Source organism: Microbacterium sp. PRF11 (genome assembly GCF_031844085.1).
Lineage (GTDB): Bacteria > Actinomycetota > Actinomycetes > Actinomycetales > Microbacteriaceae > Microbacterium.
Genome location: NZ_JAUZUP010000007.1, coordinates 37,910 through 56,561, shown reverse-complemented (window position 1 = coordinate 56,561; position 18,652 = coordinate 37,910). Strand labels below are relative to the sequence as shown.

Here is an 18,652-nt window from a genome sequence, read left to right as displayed (position 1 = left end):
CCGGGGGCCCCCCCCCCCCCCCCCCCCCCCCCCCCCCGGGTGAGAAGCGCGGGCGGGTCAAGCGGGCGCTGACCGCCGCGACCCTCGTCACGGGACTGATCGCCTCGCTGACGGCCGCGAACGTGCTGGCGTCGCCGACCGCGGCGCAGGCCGCGCCGCCGACAGGGCCGGCCTGGAGCTGCTCGACGGACGGGTACCTGTTCCAGAGCAGCCGTGGCAACACCCCCACGATCCAGTCGGTGAACATCGTCACGGGCGAGGCGCAGGAGGCCGGAACCACGGAGTACGCCGTGAACGCGGTCGGGTACAACACGCTCGACAACTACATGTACGGCATCAGCGGGACCCTCGGGAACTCCGTCGTCGCCATCGCCGCCGACGGCACGATCACGGATCTGGGCAATCCGGGCATCGACCGAGGGTGGAGCATTCAGACCGGCGACTTCGACAGCACGGGGCACCTCTGGGTCACGGCGGGTGGAGCCAACCCCAGCAACACCCAGCCCTACTACGAGATCGATCTCTCCGATCCCTCCTCGTCGACCTACGGGAAGATTCTGAAGAGTGGCACGACGAGGAAACCTGCGGCCGACTCCCGGGTTCCCTCCGACATGACGTACGTCAACGGATACTTCTACGGGCTCACCGCTCAGGCCGGGACCGGCGGAGGTGCGGGGCACCTGTACCGCATGGACACAAACGGCGTGTGGAAAGATCTGGGCGCCGTGGCGGCGACCCGGAATGAGTCGACAGGAATCTACGGGGCTTCGTACGCCGACTCCGAGGGCCTTCTCTACTTCTCCAACAATTCAAGCGGCGCCATCTACCGAGTCAACCCGAAGACATTCGAGGGTTTGAAGATCGCCGATGGGCCCGCGTCCGCGGGCAACGACGGCGCCCGCTGCGCGGATGCGCCCATTCCCACCGTCACCGTGACCAAGACGGTCGAGACCAGGGCATACGCAGAGGACCAGTTCACGGTCGCCCTCGCGGATGACGAGGGAGCGACGCTGGCCTCGGCGACCACCACCGGCACCGACACGACAGCGTCGACAACCAACTGGCCGGTCGTGCGGGGGACGACCTACCGCCTCACCGACACGATGGCCGAGGGGTCGGCCACCGGCATCGATGGGTACACGCCGACGGTCGTCTGTACCGACGAGACCCTTCAGACGGAGGTGCCGACCGGCGGATCGCCCGGTCAATGGACGTTCACCGTTCCCGGCGACAACCAGTACAGCTGCAACATCACCAATGTCGCGAACGAACGAGGATTCGTGGTGTCGAAGGCTGCGGACAAGACCACGTTGACGCAGGGCGACACGCTCACCTACACCGTCACGGTGAGGAACCCCGGCACCGTTCCGTACACGGCATCCCACCCAGCTTCCTTCACCGACGATCTCGCCAAGGTGCTCGACGACGCCACCTACAACGGCGACGCGACCGATGGCGCGACCGTCTCCGGCACGACCCTGTCGTGGTCGGGGCCTCTCGCCGCAGGCGAGACGAAGACCATCACCTATTCGGTCACCGTGAACACCCCCGACGAGGGCGACCTGCTCCTCGACAACGTGGTGTCGCCGGATACCTCGATCGGCGGGTCGTGCGACCCGGATCTCACCTGCGCGACGTCCACGCCGGTGCAGCGATACAAGGTCGACAAGAGCGCCGACAAGGTTCGCGCGGCGCCGGGCGAGACCGTGACGTACACGATCACGGTCAGCAACACCGGAAAGGTGGCGTATACCGAGCAGTCGCCGGCATCTTTCGACGACGACCTGTCGAAGGTCACCGACGACGCGGTCTACAACAATGACGCGACCGACGGCGCCACCGTGACCGGCGACGTCCTGTCGTGGGCGGGTCCGCTGGCCGTCGGCGAGACCAAGACGATCACGTACTCGGTCACGGTGAACGACCCCGACACCGGCGACAAGGTGCTCGAGAACGCGGTCGTTCCCACCGGCGAGGGCCCCGAGCCGCCGCCGCCGCCGATCATCGTCAAGGTGCTGTCGTACTCCGTCACGAAGACCGGTGACAAGACCGAGGTGAACCCCGGCGAGGTCGTGACGTACACCGTGACCGTGACCAACACGGGTGAGGCGGACTACACCGCCGAGCAGCCGGCGTCCTTCACCGATGACCTGTCGAAGGTGACCGACGACGCCACCTACAACGGCGATGCCACCAACGGCGCCACCGTCGAGGGGAACACGCTGTCGTGGTCGGGGACCCTGGCGAAGGGCGAGACGAAGACCATCACGTACTCGTTCACGGTGAACAAGCCCGCGACCGGTGACCGCACGCTCGAGAACGCGGTCGTTCCCACCGGAGACGGACCGCCGCCTACGCCGCCGACGCCGTTCATCACCAAGGTCGGCACGTACTCGGTGGAGAAGGCCGTCGACAGGACGCAGGCGAAGTCGGGCGACCGGGTGACGTACACGGTCACCGTCCGCAACACCGGCCAGGTCGACTACACCGACGCCAAGCCCGCGTCGTTCACCGACGACCTCTCGAAGGTCACCGACGACGCCACCTACAACGGTGACGCCTCCAACGGCGCGGTGGTCAGCGGCAACACCCTGTCATGGAAGGGAGCGCTCGCCATCGGGGAGACGAAGACCATCGTCTACTCGTTCACCGTGAACACCCCCGACACCGGCGACAAGGTGTTGCACAACGTCGTCGTCCCGACCGGGCCCGGCGGCGACTGCACCGGCAACTGCGAGACGACCACGAACACCACGCCGCCGCCGGCGGGGCCGCTCGCGTCGACCGGAGGGGCCCTCCTGGCCGCCGCTCCCGCGTGGCCGTGGATCGGACTCGGCGCCATCGGGTTCGCCATCCTTATCGCCCTGGGCATCACCCGTGTCCGCCGCGCCCGCACGGACGCGACCGACGAGGACTGATCGCCCGCGGTGGGAGTTGCCTCGACGGCGGCTCCCACCGCGCCCTCCTGCCGTCGACACGGAGGGCGTCGGCGCGGCGCGAGCCGTCGGCCGCTCTTCTTCTCACCCCCACCCGTGAGGCGGACATGAACGAACACCCCAGCCCACCGGCATCCGGACGCCCCGGGGTCGCGACAGCCGATGCGGTGCACCCGGTCGTCCGGGAGGTGCTCCTCGCCGCGGCCCGCGAGGCCGACGAAGCGCGGGGCCCCCGCCGTCGCGAGGCATTCCGCACCTCCCGCTACCTCCTCGCCGCCTGCCGGGTCCTCGGGGAACCCCGGGCGGGTCTCGCCGCCGCTCTGTCGGTCGGGGTGGAGGCCATCAGCTCGCGCAACGCCGTCGAGGGCGACATCCCCGCAGCCGATTTCGCGCGTCTCGCCGACATCCCCCTCGACGAGATCGAGCACTGGCGCCGTGCGGACTTCCTCCCCGCGCCCGTCGTCGAGCCCACCGGCCGCGCGACGTACCCCGCCACCGCGCTGCTCGCCGCGCTCATGCGTACGCGGACGCCCTGACGCCCCCTCGCTGCGCGGGCCCGTTGAAGAACCGTGTCCCACTTTGCGCGGAGCGTGTCCCGATGGTGGTGGTTCGGCGTGCTCGCAGGCAGCCATAAGTGGGACATGGAAGGGCCCCGGCCGGCGGGTGAGCCGCCGTCAGTCGAGCAGATGCCGCAGGTACCGCCCCGGAGCGTCGAGGAAGGTGCGGTGCAGCCGTACCACCTCGAGGTCCTCCCACGCGCTCTCGCGGATGCCCCACTCGCCCAGCTCGAGGATCGTCGCGCCGGGCAGCGCCGCGAGCACGGGGGAGTGGGTGGCGCAGACGACCTGCGTGCCGCGGGAGCGCATGCGGTCGAGAGAGGCCAACCATCGCAGGGTCGACGAGAACGACAACGCCGCCTCGGGCTCGTCGAGGCACGCGAGACCTGCGACGTAGTGGGGGTGGTCGAGCGCTTCGTCGAGAAGCGCGTTGAAGGACTCGCCGTGACTCATGGGGTGCAGGCTCGGTGGGGCGTCGGGCAGGTCGTCGCGCCACGAGTAGTAGCCGTGCATCGTCTCGGCTCGCAGGAAGAAGCCGAAGCGCGGGGCGCGGGGGCTGCGTTCCAGGCGGAGCCACTCGCCGAGGGGACTCTCCGTCCGCCGGGTGGTGCCGCCGCCATTCGAGGATCCGCCCTCGGGCGGAAGGCCGTACGCCTCGGCGATCCCCTCGAGGAGCGTCGACTTGCCGGAACCGTTCTCGCCCACGAGGAACGTCACCCCGGGGCCGAGCTCCCACCCGTCGCCCCGGGCGACGTCGAGGAACTGCGCGACGGCGGGGATGTCGGCCGGCCAGGAGCTCTCGTCGATCGGCGCGTCGCGGAAGACCTTGACCCGCTGGATGGGGCGCGGGTCGTGCAGCCACTCGTCGCCGCGGGACACGTCAGATCCAGGACGGCAGCCAGTTGTGCAGGCGCCAGAACTCGTACGGCACGGGCAGGCCCGCCCACACCGGGTACCAGAACGCCGAGACGCCGACGCACACGACAAGGAACACCACGACGATCGCCTGCCCGCTCGCGCGAGACGCCCCCCGCACTCCGCGCGCGATGTCCTGCAGCGCGAAGGCGAGCGCGAGCACGAGGAACGGCACCATCGCCACCGTGTAGAACTGGAAGATCGTGCGCTCGGGGTAGAGCAGCCACGGGAGGTAGGTGGCGGCGAGCCCGGTCAGCACCAGCGCGTAGCGCCCGTCGCGCTTCATCACGAAGCGCACGAGCAGATACACGGATGCCGCGATCCCCGCCCACCAGATGAGGGGGTTCGCGAGGCTCGAGATCGCCTCGGTGCAGCCCGCCGGGAGGGCGCATCCGTTCACGCCGACGTCGTCCTGGTGCCAGTACATCGAGGTGGGGCGGATGAGCAGCGGCCACTGCCAGGCCGGGCTGGCGTAGCTGTGCGGGGTGACGAGGCCGACGTGGAAGGCGTAGATCTGCTGGTGGTACGCCCAGAGGTTCTGCAGCGGTTCGGGCACCCAGGCCCACAACCCCGTCGCCGGTATGCCGCCGGTCCGCCCCCAGCCGCCGCTCGTGAACAGCCACCCCGACCAGCTCGCGAGGTACACGACGGCCGCGATCGGCACGAGCAGGACGAACGACACGAGGCCCTGGCGCACGGCATCCACCGGCCATTGCACGATCCCGGCCCGACGACGGGCGAGGGCGTCGGTCACCACGGCGTAGACGCCGACGGCGGCGAGCACGTAGAGCCCCGACCACTTCACCGCGGTCGCCGCGCCGGCCGCGGCTCCGGCGGCCAGCAGCCACGGACGGTCCCACAGCACCGGACCCCACGTGTGGGTCGAGCCGGGCAGGGCCGCGATGCGCGCGGCGAGACGGTCCGTGGCGCGCGTGCGGTCGAGGGCGACGAACCACAGCGTCAGCACGACGAAGAACGTGAGGAAGACGTCGAGCAGCGCGATGCGACTGAGCACGATGCTGAGACCGTCGATGGCGATGAGACCGGATGCCACGGCGGCGAACGGGATCGACCCGGTCAGGGTGCGCGCGAAGAGGTACACCAGCAGCACCGTCGCGGTGCCGAAAAGGGCGGCCGACAGTCGCCAGCCGGTCGCCGAATCGGGCCCGAGCAGCGCCATGCCCGCGCCGATGAGGATGCGTCCGAGAGGCGGGTGGACGACGTAGCTGCCGACGCCCGTGAAGATGTCGGTATCGCCCGCGGCGAAGCTCGGGTCGGCGTCGGTGGGCCACTGCGACGGGTAGCCGAGCACCCACTGGCTCCACGAGTCCTTCACGTAGTAGGTCTCGTCGAAGACCAACTGGTGCGGGTTGCCGATGTCGATCAGGCGCAGCACCGCCGCCACGAGAGTGATGATCGTGGGAGCGAGCCAGCGCCACAGCCGTGCGCCGCGCGGCGACGCCAGCAGCGCGTCGCGCCACTGGTCGAGGCGCGTCCGGTCTTCCGACGGGAGCACAGCGGGGACGGCGGTCACCGCCCCAGCATAGGGTGGGGCGGTGATCATCCTCGCGGCGACTCCCATCGGCAACCTGGGCGACGCCTCGAAGCGTCTGGTCGAGGCCCTCGAGAACGCCACGGTCGTGGCGGCGGAGGACACGCGCACCACCCAGCGCCTGCTCGCCGGACTCGGCGTCGAGAACCGGCCGCGCCTGATCGCCCTCCACGACCACAATGAGAAGGAGCGGGCGGCCGAGCTCGTCGACCTCGCCCGCGACGACGATCTGCTCGTTCTGAGCGACGCCGGGATGCCGACCGTGAGCGACCCCGGTTTCGGTCTCGTCGCCGCGGCCGCCGCGGCGGGCGTCACCGTAACGGCCCTTCCCGGGCCCAGCGCCGTCGTCACCGCGCTGGCGGTCGCGGGGCTGCCCACCGACCGCTTCGCCTTCGAGGGCTTCCCGCGCCGCAAACCCGGCGAGCGCCGCAAGGCCTTCGCGCGGCTGGCGTCGGAGGAGCGCACGCTCGTCTTCTTCGAGTCGCCGTCGCGCGTGGCATCCACTCTCGACGACCTCGCGACCGCGTTCGGCGCCGATCGCCCTGCCGCGGTGTGCCGCGAGTTGACGAAGCTCTACGAGGAGGTGAAGCGCGGCACGCTCGGCGAGCTCGCCGCGTGGGCGGCCGAGGGCGTGCGCGGTGAGATCGCGATCGTCGTGGGCGGTGCGAGCGCGCGCGAGGTCGCGTTCCCGGATGCCGTGACCCAGGTCCTCGAACTCGTGCGCAGCGGAACGCGGCTCAAGGAGGCGGCCGCCGAGGTCGCCGCGCAGACGGGCCACTCCTCGCGCGAGCTGTACCAGGCGGGGCTCGCCGTCAAGCGCTGAGTCGGTCGCGAGCGCCCGCAGCCGTCGACGGACGTCGTCGTCGCCGGGACTCCGCACGCCCGGTCGGCGCCGGGCCGTCACAGGCGCGGCCGTGGCGGTGCGCCCCCGTAGAATCTCCTGGTGACTTCCGGCCGATCCTTCTACATCACGACGCCGATCTACTACCCCAGCGATCTGCCCCACATCGGGCACGGGTACACGACCGTCGCCGTCGACACGCTCGCGCGCTGGCACCGTCAGGCGGGCGATGAGACCTGGATGCTCACCGGCACCGACGAGCACGGCCAGAAGATGCTGCGCGCGGCCGCCGCGAACGGCGTGACGCCGCAGGAGTGGGTCGACAAGCTCGTCACCGAGTCGTGGTTCCCGCTCCTCGAGACGCTCGACGTCGCCAACGACGACTTCATCCGCACGACCCAGCCGCGCCACGAGGAGCGCGTGCAGCAGTTCGTGAAGGCGCTGTTCGATCGCGGCTACATCTACGCGGGCGAGTACGAGGCGCTGTACTGCGTCGGCTGCGAGGAGTTCAAGCCCGAGGCCGAGATCGTCGACGGCACCGGCGCGTTCGAGGGCCTCAAGGTCTGCGCGATCCACTCCAAGCCGCTCGAGCTGCTGCAGGAGAAGAACTACTTCTTCAAGCTCAGCGAGTTCCAGGACCGCCTGCTCGAGCTGTACAAGACCGAGCCCGACTTCGTGCGGCCCGAATCGGCGCGCAACGAGGTCGTGTCGTTCGTGCGCAGCGGCCTGAAAGACCTCTCGATCTCGCGCTCCGCCTTCGACTGGGGCATCACGGTCCCGTGGGACCCCTCGCACGTCATCTACGTGTGGGTCGACGCGCTGCTCAATTACGCCACCGCCGTCGGGTACGGCACCGACCCCGAGGAGTTCGCCCGGCGCTGGCCGGCGTTCCACGTGGTCGGCAAAGACATCCTGCGCTTCCACGCCGTCATCTGGCCCGCCATGCTCATGGCGGCCGGTCTCGACGTGCCCCGGGGCGTCTTCGCGCACGGCTGGCTGCTCGTCGGCGGCGAGAAGATGTCGAAGTCCAAGCTCACCGGTATCGCGCCGACCGAGATCACCGACGTGTTCGGCTCCGACGCCTACCGCTTCTACTTCCTGTCGGCGATCGCGTTCGGTCAGGACGGCTCCTTCTCGTGGGAAGACCTGTCCGCCCGGTACCAGGCCGAGCTCGCCAACGGCTTCGGCAATCTGGCGTCGCGCACCGTCGCGATGATCGCGAAGTACTTCGAGGGCGTCGTGCCCGAGCCCGGTGCGTACACCGAGGGCGACCACACGATCCAGCGGATCGTGGCGGATGCCGCCGCGAACGCCGACGCCGCGGTGGAGCGGTTCCGCATCGACGAGGCCATCTCCGCGATCTGGACGATCGTCGATGCGCTCAACGGTTACATCACCGAGAACGAGCCGTGGGCCCTCGCCAAAGACGAGTCGACGCGTGAGCGTCTGGGCACCGTTCTGTACACCGCCGCCGAGGGGCTGCGCGCGCTCGCGGTGCTGCTCTCGCCGGTCATGCCCGCGTCGACCGCGAAACTGTGGGTCGCGCTGGGCGCGGCCGAGAGCCTCGGCGACCTGCACGGCCAGCCGTTGCGCGAGGCGGGGGAGTGGGGCGTCCTGCGTCCCGGTTCGTCGGTGAACGCGCTCTCGCCGCTGTTCCCGCGCGTCGAGCAGGCGTGACGCGGGTGCCTTCCGAGTCGGCGTCGGCGGCGGTCCCCGAGCATGGGGCGTCCCCTCCGCCTGTCGAAGGGTCCGCCACCGGCGGCGCCGACCAGCCACCCGCCCCCGGCTCGACCCCCGTCGACCGCCCCCGCGGCACCATCGACGGGGGCGACCCGAGCCAGTACGTCCGGGAGCGGTCGATCGACGGTCGCCGCGACGTCAGCTATCCGCCGGCGCCCGAGCCGCTCGGCATCCCGGTCTACGACAACCACACGCACCTCGAGATCGAAGACGGCGAGACGGGCCTCTCACTCGACGAGCAGCTCGAGCGCGCCCTGGCCGTCGGCGTCCACGGCGTCGTGCAGGCCGGCGGCGACGTCGACTCCTCGCGCTGGTCGGCGTGGGCCGCGCGGTCGCACCCCCGCGTACTGGCCGCCGTCGCGATCCACCCGAACGAGGCGCCGGCGTACGAGCAGGCCGGCGAACTCGATGCCGCGATCGCCGTCATCGACGAGCTCGCCGCCGAGCCGCGCGTGCGGGCGATCGGCGAGACGGGCCTGGACTTCTTCCGGACCGGAGCCGACGGCATCCCGGCCCAGCAGCGCTCGTTCGAGGCGCACATCGCGCTGGCGAAGAAGCACGGCATCGCTATGCAGATCCATGACCGCGACGCCCACGACGCCGTGCTCGAGACGCTCGAGCGGGTCGGCGCCCCCGAGAAGACGGTGTTCCACTGCTTCTCGGGTGACGCCGACATGGCGCGCACCGCCGCCGACCGCGGGTACTACCTCTCGTTCGCGGGCAACGTCACGTTCAAGAACGCGCAGAACCTGCGCGACGCCCTCGCCGTGACCCCGCTGGACCGCATCCTCGTCGAAACCGACGCGCCGTTCCTCACCCCGGTGCCCTACCGCGGTCGCCCGAACGCGCCCTACCTCATCCCCGTGACGCTGCGCTTCCTCGCGGCGGAGCTGCAGATGGATGCCGACGAGCTCGGCGCCCGGGTCGCAGCCAACACGCTCCGCGTCTACGGCGCGTTCGAGGACTGACCCCGAGCCGGGTGGGCCCGGACGCACGGAAGGCCGGCGCCCCGCAGGGCGCCGGCCTTCCGGCATCCGGGATCAGGCCTTGGTGCCGGCCTTCGGCTTGCGCACGAACAGGGTCTCGGTCTGCTCGAGCTCCATGCCCTTGGTCTCGGGGATGCGCAGGGCGACGTACACGAACGACAGCGCCGCGAACAGCGCGTACATGCCGTAGGTGAGGGGGAGCGACCAGCCCGACATCGCGGGGAACGACACCGTGATCGCGAAGTTGGCGATCCACTGCGCTCCGGCGGCGACGCCGAGGGCCTTGCCGCGGATGCGGCTCGGGAAGATCTCGCCGAGCAGCACCCACACCAGCGGACCCCATGAGGCGCCGAAGCCGACGACGAAGACGTTCGCGGCCACGAGGGCGACCCCGCCCCACGGGGCGGGAAGCGAGACGTCCTGACCCGAGCCGGTGGCGAAGGCGAACGACAGCGCCATCGCGCCGAGCGAGAGGGTCATGAGGATCGAGCCGGTCAGCAGGATCGGCTTGCGACCCACGCGGTCGACGAGGAAGATCGCGACGAAGGTGACCACGACGTTGGTCACCGAGGTGATGACCGAGATCAGCAGCGAGTTGCTCTCGTCGAACCCGACCGCCTTCCAGAGGGTCGTGGAGTAGTAGAAGATCACGTTGATGCCGACGAACTGCTGGAACATCGACAGCAGGATGCCCGTCCAGACGATGCCCTGCAGCCCCAGCACCGGTCCGCGGAGCGAGACGTTCTTGTTCTTGCGGTCGGCTTCGATCGTGTTCGACAGCTCGTTCATCGTCTTGTCGAGGTCGGCCGGAGGCACCAGGCGCGCGAAGATCGCCTTCGCCTCGTCGCGCTTGCCCTTCGCGAGCAGGTAGCGGGGCGACTCGGGAACGGTGAACGAGAGGATGCCGTAGACGGCGGCGGGGATGACACCGACGAGGAACATCCAGCGCCACGCCTCCAGGCCCAGCCACAGCTGGTTCGCCGCGCCGCCGGCCGAGTTCGCCAGCAGGGCGTCGGAGAGCAGGGCGCCGAAGATGCCGAGGGTGATCGCGAGCTGCTGGAGAGAGGCGAGCGAGCCGCGGATCTGTCGTGGCGCGACCTCGGCGATGTACGCGGGGGCGACCACCGAGGCGATGCCGATGCCGAGGCCGCTCATCACGCGCCAGAGGATCAGGTCGGGCACGCTGAAGGTGAGCGCGGCGCCGATCGACGACACGAAGAACAGTACGGCGCCGAGGAGCATGACCTTCAGGCGGCCCCAGCGATCCGAGAGGGCACCGGCGATGATGGCGCCCACCGCGCAGCCCAGCAGCGCGACGGCGACGACGAAGCCCGTCAGCACCTGCCCCAGTTCGAAGTTGCCGTCGACCGCATCGACCGCGCCGTTGATGACCGAGGAGTCGAAGCCGAAGAGGAAACCGCCCACCGCGGCCGCGACCGAGAGGCCGATGGCTCGTCGCCCGTAGGGGCTTCTGAGGGTGAAGGCGTTCGAGGGGATGGACTGCGTTTGACTCACCTGCCTACGCTACTCCCGCCCCACGGACGTCGAGGGTTCTGGCGGAGCCCTGACTACAGTGGAACAATGCCCGTTTCGCTCCTCGGTGCCGCCGAGATCCGTCGGCTCGCCGCCGACCTCGATGTCACGCCCACCAAGAAGCTCGGGCAGAACTTCGTCGTCGACGCCAACACGGTGCGCAAGATCGTGCAGGCGGCGCGGGTCACGGCAACCGATCGGGTCGTCGAGATCGGCCCCGGCCTCGGATCCCTCACGCTCGCGATCCTGGAAACCGGCGCGTCGGTGACGGCGGTCGAGATCGACCACCGCCTCGCCGAACGCCTGCCGGACACCGCGCGTGCCCACGGGGTGCCGGAGGACCGCCTGACCGTGATCGACGCCGACGCGCTGCGCGTCGACGAACTGCCGGGTGAGCCGAGCGTGCTGGTCGCGAACCTCCCATACAACGTGTCGGTGCCGGTGCTGCTGCACTTCCTCGAGACCTTTCCGTACCTCGAGCGCGGCGTCGTCATGGTGCAGGCCGAGGTGGGCGAGCGTCTGGCCGCCCCTCCCGGGTCGAAGATCTACGGTGCGCCGAGCGTCAAGGCCGCCTGGTACGGCGCCTGGCGTTTGGCGGGCACCGTGTCGCGTCAGGTGTTCTGGCCCGTCCCCAACGTCGACAGCGTGCTCGTCGGCTTCGATCGGGATGCCGAGCCCCGTGGCAGCGAGGAGCACCGCCTCCGCACCTTCCAGATCGTGGATGCCGCTTTCCAGCAGCGTCGCAAGATGCTCCGCCAGGCGTTGTCCGGCGTGTTGGGGGGAACCGCGGCCGAGGCGTCGGCGCAGCTGGAGGCCGCGGGCGTCGACCCCACCCTCCGCGGCGAGCAGCTCACGGTCGACGACTACGCCCGCATCGCCGCACCCATCGCGTGAGTCGCCAGGATTTGTCGCCTGGCGGCCCGCCGCGGCGACAAATCCTGGCGACTCACGCGGGCGGGTATCGGGTGAATTCTCGCCGTGTTCATCACGCGTTCCCGAAACACGTCTGTAACATTTCGAGCTGACCGGGAGCATCACGCCGGTGACGAGGCCGTACCCGACGGCCCGAGAGGATCGAGATGCGCTACGCCGAGTACCCCCGAGCCGAACGGGTGCTGCTGCACCTGAGCGACACCCACCTGCGTGCCGGTGGAGCCCCGCTCTACGACGGCGTGGACTCGGAGGCGTACCTCGCCCGCGCGGTCGCGTCGATCGAGGCGTCGGGGCTGCGCCCGCACGCGCTCGTGTTCACCGGCGACCTCGCCGACTTCGGCGAGGCCGATGCCTACGCCCGCGTGCGCGCGCTGGTCGAGCCGCTCGCCGAGCGCCTCGACACCCGCGTCGTGTGGGTCATGGGCAACCACGACGAGCGGTCCGCGTTCCGCGAAGCGCTGCTGCCCGACGACGTCGCCGAGAAGGCCGCGCCCGTCGACCGCGTCGACGAGTTCGACGGCCTGCGCATCGTCACCCTCGACACCTCTGTGCCGGGCGCCCACCACGGCGAGGTCACGGCCGCCCAGCGCGCGTGGCTCGCCGACGTCCTGTCGACCCCGGCCCCTCTGGGCACGATCCTGGCGATGCACCACCCTCCGGTCCCGAGCGTCCTCGACCTCGCGGCCTCGGTCGAGCTGCGCGACCAGCGCGACCTGGCCGACGTCCTGCGGGGGAGCGATGTGCGCGCGATCCTGGCCGGGCACCTGCACTATTCGACGTTCGCCACTTTCGCCGGCATCCCGGTGTCGGTCGCGTCGGCCACCTGCTACACGCAGGACCTGATGGTCCCGGTGGGGGGAACCCGGCCCCAGGATGCCGCGCAGGGGTTCAACATCGTGCACGTCTACGACGAGACGATCGTGCATTCGGTGGTTCCGCTGGCGGCGAGCGAAGCGTTGCAGTACGTGGACGCCGAGGAGTCCCAGCGTCGCCTCCGCGACGCCGGGATCGTGGTCCCGACTTCGCGGGCGCTCAGCGGGCGGGTGTCGCCGCCGACGACGCCGATCCCGATCCTGCACTGACCGCGGGCTTCTCCCACGGCGCGGCGACGGGGAAGTAGCGCTCCAGGCAGGCGCGCAGCGCCGGGACGCGCACCTCCTCGGGGATCTCGGGGACGCTGCCGTCGTTGAGGCAGAACATGTCGGTGTCGCGACGGGAGACGAGTCGCTCCATGGTGCGCAGCGAGTCGAGCTGCGTCGTCTGCACGTAACGCGTGCGGGGCTCCGTCGTCACAACAGCCCGGCCGGTGGCCAGCGCGTAGTAGTGGTACAGGCTGTTCGTCACCGAGATGTCGGTCGCCGCGCGGAAGCGGCTCGCCGCGGTGCGGGTGTAGTCGTCGGCGAACTCCGCCTCGAGCTCGAAGGCGACCGAGCGGCGCAACGGCGTCGCGCAGTGCTCGAGGTCGAGCGTGATGACCCGGCCGAATCGCTCCTTCAGGAGGGCGCGGTTGACGCGGAGCCCGTTGTCGTGACCCGAGCGCTCGATGTGCGCCGGACCACTGCCGATGCGGACGCCGCTCTCGACGAAACGGCTCACGCCGCCACCGCTGAAGAACAGCTCGGGGGTCACCGGTCGCCCGAAGAACATGTCGTCGTTGCTGTACAGGAAGTGCTCGGCGAGACCGGGGATGCGGTGCAGCTGCGCTTCGACGGCGTGCGAGTTGTGCGTGGGCAGCACCGAGGGGTCGGCGAAGAACTCCTCGCTGCGCACGACGGTGACCTTCGGGTGATCGGCGAGCCACTCGGGCGTGGGGGAGTCGGTCGCGATGAAGATGCGCCGCACCCAGGGGGCGTACATGTGGACGCTGCGCAGCGCGTAGCGCAGTTCGTCGACCTGGCGGTAGCGGGCGGCGTTGTCGTCGCCGTCGCCGACGACGTAGCCCTTCATGCGCGCGGCACGCTGGCGCTGGAACTCGCTGGACGAGCCGTCGACCCACGAGAAGACCATGTCGATGTCGGCGGTGAATTCGTTGGGGTGCGGGTCGAACATGCCCGAGACGGTGGTCCACCGTCGGCCGTAGCGCTCGACCTCGACCAGATCGAGGTCGGCCGTGGCGAAGCGGCGGCGGGTGAGGGCGCTCGGACGCGGCGCCTCGACGGTGGTGTCGCCGAAGCGCCACAGCTCCAGGCGCGGGGCGAGCGACGCGCCGTATCGGTAGGACCCCTCGGTCGACGTGCGCGGACGGAACACGGCGTAGGCCTGCACCGACCCGGGCGCGGGCTGCACGCTGTGGGCGGGGACGGGGTCCTCCCCGCGGGCCTTGAGGTACACCGGGCCCAGATCGGGATCGCGAAGTGCATCGACCGCCCGCTCGCCGTCGACGGTGTCGACCACGAGCTTCGGGCGGCGGTTCGCGTCGCGCACGAGCAGCACCCGCACGCCGGCCGCCTCGATGGCCGCAGCGGCCGTCAGCAGGTCGTCCTGCTCCGCCATCGCAGGGGTGGCGGTGTCGTCGACGACGTGGAGGATGCCGTCGTGCATGCGGATGTCGGAGCGGGACAGCAGGGCGCGCCAGGGGTCGGTGTCGTTCGACAGGGGGACCATCGGGCGCATGCTGCCTCCTCGGGGGGATGGATGACGGATCCCGCAACCGTAGGGTTCCGGGGTTTCGACGACGTTTCGGCGGCGGCGCCGAACGGTGGGGAGCGGAGCGCTACTGTCGAAGAGTGACTCTCATCGCCCGCTCCGGCCCGGACCTCCCCGTACCGCCTTGCGAGCGACGGCGGGAAGCGGGCCGACACACCAGTTTCGCACACCCCGAGCCCGTCGAAGAGCGAGGTTGACGATGGCGTCGCACCCCCCGGCATCCGTCCGCGTCCGTGCCCCCGGGAAGATCAACGTCTTCCTCGAGGTGGGCGACGTGCAGGACGACGGTTACCACGAACTCGCGACCGCGTTCCAGGCGGTCTCGCTCTACGAGGAGCTGACGGCGACCCCCGCCGACGACATCACACTCGAGGTCGCGGCCCGGGGGCCGGTCGACGTGGAGGGAGTGCCCACCGACGACCGCAATCTCGCCGTGCGCGCGGCACGTCTGCTGGCTCAGACCGCCGGCATCGACCGCGGCGCCCATCTGTCGATCCGCAAAGCGGTCCCGGTGGCCGGTGGCATGGGCGGCGGCTCGGCCGACGCAGCCGCGGCGCTCGTCGCGTGCGACGCCCTGTGGGGGCTGGGGATGCCGACGAGCGAGCTCGCGCGTCTGGCGGCGCGTCTCGGAGCGGACGTGCCCTTCGCGCTGCTCGGCGGGACCGCGGTCGGGACGGGGCGCGGAGACGAACTCAGCCCGGCCCTGGCGCGCGGGCGCTTCGACTGGGTGCTCGTGCCGAACGACGAGGGCATGTCGACGCCGGTCGTCTACGGCGAGCTCGACGCCCATCGCGAGCGGCACGCGGTCGACATCGGTCCGGCGCCGCGGGTGCCCGCGGTCGACCCCGACGTGCTGCACGCGTTGCGCCAGGGCGACGCGCGCATGCTGGCCGCGACGCTGCGCAACGATCTGCAGGCGCCGGCGCTGCACCTGCGCCCCGACCTGGCGCGGGTGCTCGAGCGCGGCGAGAGCTCGGGAGCGCTCGCGGGGCTGGTCTCGGGCTCGGGACCCACGCTGGCGTTCCTCGCCGCCGACGAGTCCTCGGCGATCGACCTGCAGGTGACGTTGAGCGCCGCGGGCCTGGTGGCTCTGCACGTGCACGGGCCCGTCCCGGGCGCGCGGGTGGTCTGACCCCGACGACGGTTTCCCTTCGACGGGCTCCGGGACCCGGTGCGGGGGAAGGGACAGCCGAGGGTCGGGCGACCGGTCCCTTCGACAGGCTCAGGGACCTGGCGCGGGGCGGTTCCCGGTCCTTCGACCGGCGAAGCCGCCGGAGCGCGGCACCCTAGCCCAGGTCGACACACGGGGCAATCTTCGCAATCCGTACCGACGGCCTCGCTAGCCTCGACCGAGGTGGACCGACACCGCTGGGCGCCGTGCCCGCGGGCGCCACGGAGGGGGTATCCCATGAAGGCAGTGCTCGACGGCGTCGTGATCGCCGAGGCCGACCGCGACGACCTGGCCTCGATCGAGGGCAACTGGTACTTCCCGCCCCAGTCGGTGCGCGAGGGCGCGCTGTCGCAGAGCCCCACGCCGTACACCTGCCCCTGGAAGGGCGCTGCGCAGTACTGGAACATCTCCCTCGACGGCGCCGAACTGAGCGACGGCGCCTGGTCGTACCCCAACCTGCGCCCGGGTGCGGTGGACCGCGTGGGCAAGGACTTCGCCGGCTACGTGGCCTTCGATCGCAAGGTCGTGGTCTCCGACTGAGTCGGATCAGCGCATGATCGAATTCTCGGCCGTCTCGAAGGTCTTCCCCGACGGCACCCGCGCCGTCGACGACTTCCACCTCGTCATCCCGTCTCGGAAGACGACGGTGTTCGTCGGGTCCTCCGGCTGCGGCAAGACGACCCTGCTCCGCATGATCAACCGGATGGTCGAGCCCTCGTCGGGCACCATCACGATCGACGGCGACGACATCGGCGGCAAGCCCGCCGTGCAGCTGCGCCGCAGCATCGGGTACGTGATGCAGAACTCCGGCCTGCTGCCGCACTTCACCGTCGCCGACAACATCGCGACCGTCCCGGTGCTCCAGGGGCAGAACCGCAAGACCGCCCGTACCCGGGCGCTCGAGTTGATGAAGACCGTGGGGCTCGACACCGCGATGGCCGACCGCTACCCGAGCCAGCTCTCGGGCGGTCAGCAGCAGCGCGTCGGCGTCGCCCGCGGGCTCGCGGCCGACCCGAACATCCTCCTCATGGACGAGCCGTTCGGCGCGGTCGACCCGATCGTCCGCGACGAGCTGCAGCAGGAGCTGATCCGTCTGCAGAGCGAGATCGGCAAGACCATCGTGTTCGTCACGCACGACATCGACGAGGCCTTCCTCCTGGGCGACCAGGTCGTCATCCTCGAGAAGGGCGCGAAGATCGCCCAGGTCGGCACGCCGAGCGAGATCGTCGAGAACCCGGCGTCCGACTTCGTCGCCAGCTTCATCGGAGCAGTCAAGGGCAAGCGGGCCCTCCACCTCAAGCAGACGGCCACCGGCACGGTCGTCGTGGACGCCGAGGGTCGCACACAGGGCGCCCTGGTGGAGGACTCCCGCCCGTGACCTGGGTCGTCAACAATCTCGACCTCATCGGCGAGCTGACGCTGGTGCACCTGCGCCAGAGCCTCATCGCGCTCATCGCGGGTTTCGTGCTGAGCGTCCCTCTGGGCTGGGTCGCCTGGCGCTACCGTCTCGTGCGCAGCGGCGTCATCACGATCACCGGGCTGCTCTACACGATCCCCTCGCTCGCCCTGCTCATTCTCGTACCCGTCGTGACCGGCTGGTACAGCATCGTCAGCGAGACGAACCTCATCGTCGCGCTCGCCATCTACGCGGTCGCGATCCTGGTCCGCGCGGTCGCCGACGGTCTCGATTCGGTGGATGCCGGGGTCCGCCAGGCCTCCACGGCCATGGGCTATGGCTCGTTCCGCCGGTTCTGGGCGGTGGAGTTCCCGCTCGCCGGTCCCGTCGTCCTCGCGGGTCTGCGCGTGGCCTCGGCGAGCACGATCGCGCTGGCCACGGTCGGCATCCTGGTCGGCATCCAGAACATCGGCTACCTGTTCACGAACGGTCTGCAACGGCGCATCATCCCGGAGGTGTTCGCGGGGATCGTCGCGATCGTCGTGCTGGCGCTGCTGATCGATCTTCTCCTCGTCGTCGCGGGCCGGCTGCTCATGCCGTGGACGCGGGCGACCAAGAACGTCTCCCGTCAGGGTACTCGGACGGCGGTGAAGGCATGAACCTCCTCGGCGACGCCATCGGCTGGATCTTCTCGGGCGACCCCGGTCGCGGCTTCGACCCCATTCCGCTCGCGATCGGCGTGCAGCTGCTCTACACGCTCGTGGCGATCCTCATCGCAGGCGCGATCGCGATCCCGCTCGGGTGGTACATCGGCCACACCGGCAAGGGGCGCGAGATCGCCGTCGCCGCGTCGGGCGCCGCGCGCGCGATACCGTCGTTCGGTCTGCTGATCCTGCTCACGCTGCTGCTGGGCGTGCTGCACAAGCCCGAGGCGGCGATCATCTCGTTCGTGGTCCTCGCGATTCCCTCGCTCCTCGCGGGTGCCTACACCGGCTTCGAGGCCATCGACCGCCGGGTCATCGACGCGGGCCGGTCGATGGGAATGACCGAGACGCAGATCCTCTGGCGCATCGAGGTGCCGCTCGGTCTCCCGCTGCTGGTCGGCGGCATCCGTGCGGCCACGCTGCAGGTGCTCGCCACCGTCACCATCGCCGCCTACATCGGGCTCGGCGGACTCGGGCAGTACATCATCGCCGCGATCCCGCTGCGCCGCTTCGACATCCTCATCGGCGGCGCCATCCTCGTCGCCGTTCTCGCGCTCGTCATCGACGGCCTGTTCGCGCTCCTCCAACACCTCGTCGTCCCGCGCGGCATCCGTGCCGCCGGCGCCGCGCAGCCGCAGCGGCGCTCCGCCCGGCAGCGGCGCGCCGAGGCCATCGCCGTGGGCGCTCCCGCCGCGCCTCCGGCGACTCCCTGACCCACCCGAATCCCGATCACCAGAAAAGA

16 protein-coding genes are annotated in these 18,652 nt (G+C 70.5%); 12 read left to right on the top strand and 4 right to left on the bottom strand.

Annotated elements, in window-relative coordinates; translation table 11 throughout:
• The first annotated feature begins 122 nt into the window (after nucleotides 1–122).
• On the top strand, nucleotides 123–2,918 hold the full coding sequence (locus Q9R20_RS15930; RefSeq protein ID WP_311250263.1) for a DUF6923 family protein: 2,796 nt from the start codon (nucleotides 123–125) through the stop codon (nucleotides 2,916–2,918).
• 125 nt (nucleotides 2,919–3,043) lie between these two features.
• Nucleotides 3,044–3,472, top strand: a complete 429-nt coding sequence (locus Q9R20_RS15925) for a hypothetical protein (RefSeq protein WP_311250262.1) — start codon at nucleotides 3,044–3,046, stop codon at nucleotides 3,470–3,472.
• A gap of 138 nt (nucleotides 3,473–3,610) precedes the next feature.
• Here Q9R20_RS15925 and Q9R20_RS15920 read toward each other — a convergent pair whose 3' ends face one another.
• Together Q9R20_RS15920 and Q9R20_RS15915 are read right to left on the bottom strand one after the other, a co-directional pair.
• Nucleotides 3,611–4,372, bottom strand: a complete 762-nt coding sequence (locus Q9R20_RS15920) for an AAA family ATPase (RefSeq protein ID WP_311250261.1) — start codon at nucleotides 4,370–4,372, stop codon at nucleotides 3,611–3,613.
• A 1-nt stretch (nucleotide 4,373) separates the two neighbouring features.
• A complete protein-coding gene (locus tag Q9R20_RS15915) occupies nucleotides 4,374–5,972 on the bottom strand; it encodes a dolichyl-phosphate-mannose--protein mannosyltransferase (protein ID WP_396653705.1) in 1,599 nt (532 codons plus the stop codon).
• Between Q9R20_RS15915 and rsmI the strand changes: the two genes are divergently transcribed.
• The 3 genes from rsmI to Q9R20_RS15900 all read left to right on the top strand — a co-directional run bounded on the left by rsmI (nucleotide 5,965) and on the right by Q9R20_RS15900 (nucleotide 9,509).
• Nucleotides 5,965–6,783, top strand: a complete 819-nt coding sequence (gene rsmI, locus Q9R20_RS15910; RefSeq protein WP_311250259.1) for a 16S rRNA (cytidine(1402)-2'-O)-methyltransferase — start codon at nucleotides 5,965–5,967, stop codon at nucleotides 6,781–6,783. The genes Q9R20_RS15915 and rsmI overlap by 8 nt on opposite strands.
• A 120-nt stretch (nucleotides 6,784–6,903) precedes the next feature.
• Nucleotides 6,904–8,478 carry a methionine--tRNA ligase gene (gene metG, locus Q9R20_RS15905; protein WP_311250258.1) on the top strand — a complete coding sequence of 525 codons (1,575 nt, stop codon included), beginning with the start codon at nucleotides 6,904–6,906 and terminating at the stop codon, nucleotides 8,476–8,478.
• A gap of 140 nt (nucleotides 8,479–8,618) precedes the next feature.
• The gene (locus Q9R20_RS15900; RefSeq protein WP_311250264.1) at nucleotides 8,619–9,509 is read left to right on the top strand and encodes a TatD family hydrolase; all 891 of its coding nucleotides are present in this window, start codon (nucleotides 8,619–8,621) and stop codon (nucleotides 9,507–9,509) included.
• A 72-nt stretch (nucleotides 9,510–9,581) separates the two neighbouring features.
• On the opposite strand, the gene Q9R20_RS15895 is transcribed toward Q9R20_RS15900, so the two are convergent.
• Nucleotides 9,582–11,042, bottom strand: a complete 1,461-nt coding sequence (locus Q9R20_RS15895) for a sugar porter family MFS transporter (protein ID WP_295838255.1) — start codon at nucleotides 11,040–11,042, stop codon at nucleotides 9,582–9,584.
• Nucleotides 11,043–11,108: 66 nt separating this feature from the next.
• Between Q9R20_RS15895 and rsmA the strand changes: the two genes are divergently transcribed.
• Complete coding sequence (rsmA, locus tag Q9R20_RS15890; RefSeq protein ID WP_311250257.1) at nucleotides 11,109–11,954, top strand: 16S rRNA (adenine(1518)-N(6)/adenine(1519)-N(6))-dimethyltransferase RsmA; 846 nt, start codon at nucleotides 11,109–11,111, stop codon at nucleotides 11,952–11,954.
• Nucleotides 11,955–12,139: 185 nt separating this feature from the next.
• Nucleotides 12,140–13,075, top strand: a complete 936-nt coding sequence (locus Q9R20_RS15885; protein ID WP_311250256.1) for a phosphodiesterase — start codon at nucleotides 12,140–12,142, stop codon at nucleotides 13,073–13,075.
• On the opposite strand, the gene Q9R20_RS15880 is transcribed toward Q9R20_RS15885, so the two are convergent.
• Nucleotides 13,026–14,606 (bottom strand): stealth family protein, encoded by a 1,581-nt coding sequence (locus tag Q9R20_RS15880; RefSeq protein ID WP_311250255.1) that lies wholly within the window; start codon nucleotides 14,604–14,606, stop codon nucleotides 13,026–13,028. The genes Q9R20_RS15885 and Q9R20_RS15880 overlap by 50 nt on opposite strands.
• Nucleotides 14,607–14,838: 232 nt before the next feature.
• On the opposite strand from Q9R20_RS15880, the gene Q9R20_RS15875 reads away from it, so the two are divergent.
• From Q9R20_RS15875 to Q9R20_RS15855, 5 genes are all read left to right on the top strand, one after another.
• A complete protein-coding gene (locus Q9R20_RS15875; RefSeq protein ID WP_311250254.1) occupies nucleotides 14,839–15,771 on the top strand; it encodes a 4-(cytidine 5'-diphospho)-2-C-methyl-D-erythritol kinase in 933 nt (310 codons plus the stop codon).
• A 276-nt stretch (nucleotides 15,772–16,047) separates the two neighbouring features.
• On the top strand, nucleotides 16,048–16,350 hold the full coding sequence (locus Q9R20_RS15870) for a DUF427 domain-containing protein (protein WP_311250253.1): 303 nt from the start codon (nucleotides 16,048–16,050) through the stop codon (nucleotides 16,348–16,350).
• A gap of 13 nt (nucleotides 16,351–16,363) precedes the next feature.
• The gene (locus tag Q9R20_RS15865) at nucleotides 16,364–17,188 is read left to right on the top strand and encodes an ATP-binding cassette domain-containing protein (protein WP_311250252.1); all 825 of its coding nucleotides are present in this window, start codon (nucleotides 16,364–16,366) and stop codon (nucleotides 17,186–17,188) included.
• Nucleotides 17,185–17,865, top strand: coding sequence for an ABC transporter permease (locus Q9R20_RS15860; protein WP_311250251.1), 681 nt, complete (start codon nucleotides 17,185–17,187; stop codon nucleotides 17,863–17,865). Before Q9R20_RS15865 ends, Q9R20_RS15860 begins: the two co-directional genes overlap by 4 nt.
• Nucleotides 17,862–18,623: an ABC transporter permease subunit gene (locus tag Q9R20_RS15855; RefSeq protein ID WP_311250250.1), complete on the top strand. Its 762-nt coding sequence runs from the start codon at nucleotides 17,862–17,864 to the stop codon at nucleotides 18,621–18,623. The genes Q9R20_RS15860 and Q9R20_RS15855 overlap by 4 nt, the downstream gene beginning before the upstream one ends.
• Nucleotides 18,624–18,652 lie beyond the last annotated feature (29 nt).

Bases quoted from the DNA above. Each gene is read 5' to 3' on its own strand.
- Q9R20_RS15870 (WP_311250253.1), top strand. From the start codon at position 16,048: ATGAAGGCAGTGCTCGACGGCGTCGTGATCGCCGAGGCCGACCGCGAC.
- Q9R20_RS15885 (WP_311250256.1), top strand. From the start codon at position 12,140: ATGCGCTACGCCGAGTACCCCCGAGCCGAACGGGTGCTGCTGCACCTG.
- Q9R20_RS15855 (WP_311250250.1), top strand. From the start codon at position 17,862: ATGAACCTCCTCGGCGACGCCATCGGCTGGATCTTCTCGGGCGACCCC.
- Q9R20_RS15865 (WP_311250252.1), top strand. From the start codon at position 16,364: ATGATCGAATTCTCGGCCGTCTCGAAGGTCTTCCCCGACGGCACCCGC.
- Q9R20_RS15925 (WP_311250262.1), top strand. From the start codon at position 3,044: ATGAACGAACACCCCAGCCCACCGGCATCCGGACGCCCCGGGGTCGCG.
- rsmA (WP_311250257.1), top strand. From the start codon at position 11,109: ATGCCCGTTTCGCTCCTCGGTGCCGCCGAGATCCGTCGGCTCGCCGCC.
- Q9R20_RS15915 (WP_396653705.1), bottom strand. From the start codon at position 5,972: ATGATCACCGCCCCACCCTATGCTGGGGCGGTGACCGCCGTCCCCGCT.
- Q9R20_RS15875 (WP_311250254.1), top strand. From the start codon at position 14,839: ATGGCGTCGCACCCCCCGGCATCCGTCCGCGTCCGTGCCCCCGGGAAG.
- Q9R20_RS15880 (WP_311250255.1), bottom strand. From the start codon at position 14,606: ATGCGCCCGATGGTCCCCCTGTCGAACGACACCGACCCCTGGCGCGCC.